This window comes from Algoriphagus sp. NF (genome assembly GCF_028823735.1).
Classification (GTDB): Bacteria; Bacteroidota; Bacteroidia; order Cytophagales; family Cyclobacteriaceae; genus Algoriphagus; species Algoriphagus marincola.
Genome location: NZ_JAPEIB010000084.1, coordinates 1 through 2,434, shown reverse-complemented (window position 1 = coordinate 2,434; position 2,434 = coordinate 1). Strand labels below are relative to the sequence as shown.

At 41.0% G+C, this 2,434-nt stretch carries 3 protein-coding genes; 1 reads left to right on the top strand and 2 read right to left on the bottom strand.

Annotated features, from left to right (window positions below; genetic code table 11):
• The coding region (locus OU792_RS18365) for a TlpA family protein disulfide reductase (RefSeq protein ID WP_274671029.1) at positions 1-797 on the bottom strand (797 nt) is incomplete at its 3' end.
• Between the two features lie 702 nt (positions 798-1,499).
• Between OU792_RS18365 and OU792_RS18360 the strand changes: the two genes are divergently transcribed.
• Positions 1,500-1,901: a helix-turn-helix domain-containing protein gene (locus OU792_RS18360; protein ID WP_274671028.1), complete on the top strand. Its 402-nt coding sequence runs from the start codon at positions 1,500-1,502 to the stop codon at positions 1,899-1,901.
• 159 nt (positions 1,902-2,060) lie between these two features.
• Here the strand turns inward: OU792_RS18360 and OU792_RS18355 are convergent.
• Positions 2,061-2,434, bottom strand: a 374-nt coding sequence (locus OU792_RS18355; protein ID WP_274671027.1) for a hypothetical protein, incomplete at its 5' end; no start/stop codon positions are given.

The following is a 2,434-nucleotide window of genomic DNA, read 5'->3' as shown; positions in this document are numbered from 1 at the left end:
TGAAATAAAGGCATGTTGACTATCCTGATATGAGAAAGCCCCTCAAAATTCTGGATTAAAGATCCTCCCACATCGGGAATGTATCCGGTCAGTGCCGATTGAAACCAGATGTTTTTGTTAGGTAATTCACTGCTTTCAGAAATCAACTTAGTATTTCGGTCTATTCTGATTTTCCTATCCACCTTATGCCTAAATTGGGCTTCTTTTCCGGCCAGCATCAATTCGAGGTTGTCTCTGGTGATATCCTCCTGCCCGGTAATTGCCAAAACACGACTTTCTGGATCAAGGATCACGAAGTGAGGGATGGTTGTATGTGGGAACAAGGAGCGAAGTTCACCAGCATTTACAACGACTGGACTGTCAACTTCCTCCAGCGAGGAATAAGAATCAAAGACTCGTTCCACCGACTCTTTCGGAAAAGTGGTAATTGGAATCAGTTCGATTTGATCCTTGTAGGAGTCTACTAGCTTATCTATTTTTGGTAAAGACCCCATACTTCCGGTACAGGAAGGTGCCCAAAACTGGAGGATAACAAATTTGCCTTTAAGTTTATCTAATTGAATGGGGGAATCCACTGAATTTAGTAATTCGTTGAGTATGATCCCATCAGGAATCTTATCACCGATGGAAAGTGAGTCAGGGAGGGCGGGAGATCTGCTCTCCTCCCGCCCGGGGTGAAGGGAATCGGCATCAACTAGACCGTTTCCCGTGGGTGAATCAGCAACCTGACTCAGGATTGGTGGGCTTCCGATTAGGCATAGCCATGCCAGGAAGCATGTGAATAGATGTTTTTTCATGCTTGTTAGAGATTAAAGACCAATGGTTTGACTGCGCTCACCACAAGCGACAGGAGAGGTATCAGGCTGAGCAGCCTACTCAGGTTGTCAGACTGAGCAGCCCAGTCAGCTTGTCAGGCTGAGCGGAGTCGAAGCCTAGTCAAAGCCCCCGAACTTTTAGACATAGTCCTCCTGTCCGCATCCAGATGATTATCAGGGATTCGGCACGATCGGAACCGGTCGGTCTTGGATTAAGAAATAGATTAATATTGAAGGAAAATGAAGCGCTGCAGTCGATCAGCTCCTTCTGGAAACGTCACTCTCTGATCATTAGCGGTAATCCCCTTGGGTAATACAAGCCCCTTGGGAAGCAATCAGGGAGAATAAAAATAGGTTTTAAATAGGTTGTTTGGGTTTCCGGGGAAAGAGCCAGTCGGAGGAGCTGATTTGAAATAGCTGTTCTGGATTATTTCCTGTATCGATAGATACTACCTCAAATCGCCAGACTGGATATTTTCCTCTTGTTTGTTTTGGATTATTGTCCATAGAAAAGGCTGATTATTGTTGGTTTATAATTGAAATACAAACAATTTTAAGCATCCGAATTTGAAAAATTGAGGATAGTGAGTAGTTTAGGTATTGCAAATAGTGATGTGAAACTACTATTTTCGAATATTCCCTCATTTAAAGGTTTTTTAATCAATTTTCTTACCCAACAGTATTATGAACGAATCAGATAATCAAGGTTTTACCGTTTTGGAAAATAAAACTATCGGACGGAACCTCGCCATGTTTCGCAAACTCCGAGACCGGAAGGCAGTAGAGGTGGCTGACTATCTTGGGGTAAAAGAGGCTACCTACACGAAATATGAGCGGGGAGAGAGTAAGATTACTGTAGAGATAATTCAAAAAGTTGCCGAGTTTTTGAAGGTAGATCCAATTCAAATAATTGCTGCACAGCCAAGTAACTATGTAGAATCGATTAATGGATCAAACAATATTGCAATTCAAACAAATAGTATTTATAAAGCCACCGATGCGAATCAGACCGAGGTTATGATGAAAATGATGGAGACGATGATGCAGATGAATGAGGCGATAAAGAAGATACTGGAGGGGAAGTAAAAATGAAAGGTCCTGAGGAAAGCCTTTAGTCAATAGTCAATTTGCGACTTTTTTATTAGGTACAGCTTTGATGAGTGATTGGGGTTCCTTTTTAGGACTTGGGGAAGTATATATGCAAGAAATGGCGTAGCCGCGGTGCGACGTTAGGATCATTTTCGGCTAGGCTTTGTTCAGTGCCGCCTTTATTTTTTTAACTTTTTCTATAAATATTTTGATTTCACTCCAATTCTTTTTCAGGTATTTTCTCCTATAATCCTCCTTGATTAGATTCAAAGTCTCTTCATTTGAAAACGACGTGAAATTTATACTCGGATTCAAGTAATTCCCTCCTAGCCAAACATCTTCTTTTTCCCAATCAGTAAACTCATTTAATTTACTTGCAAATTCAGCATACTCATCATGTTTCTTCGGGTCTCTCTTTTTGTTGTTCAAAATAGTGATTCCATAATATAAATCACTCCAACCTCTTTCAATGAAAAGGCAAAATCTATCTTCTTCAACTGAAAATATTTCAAACATGATTCCGTACCAGG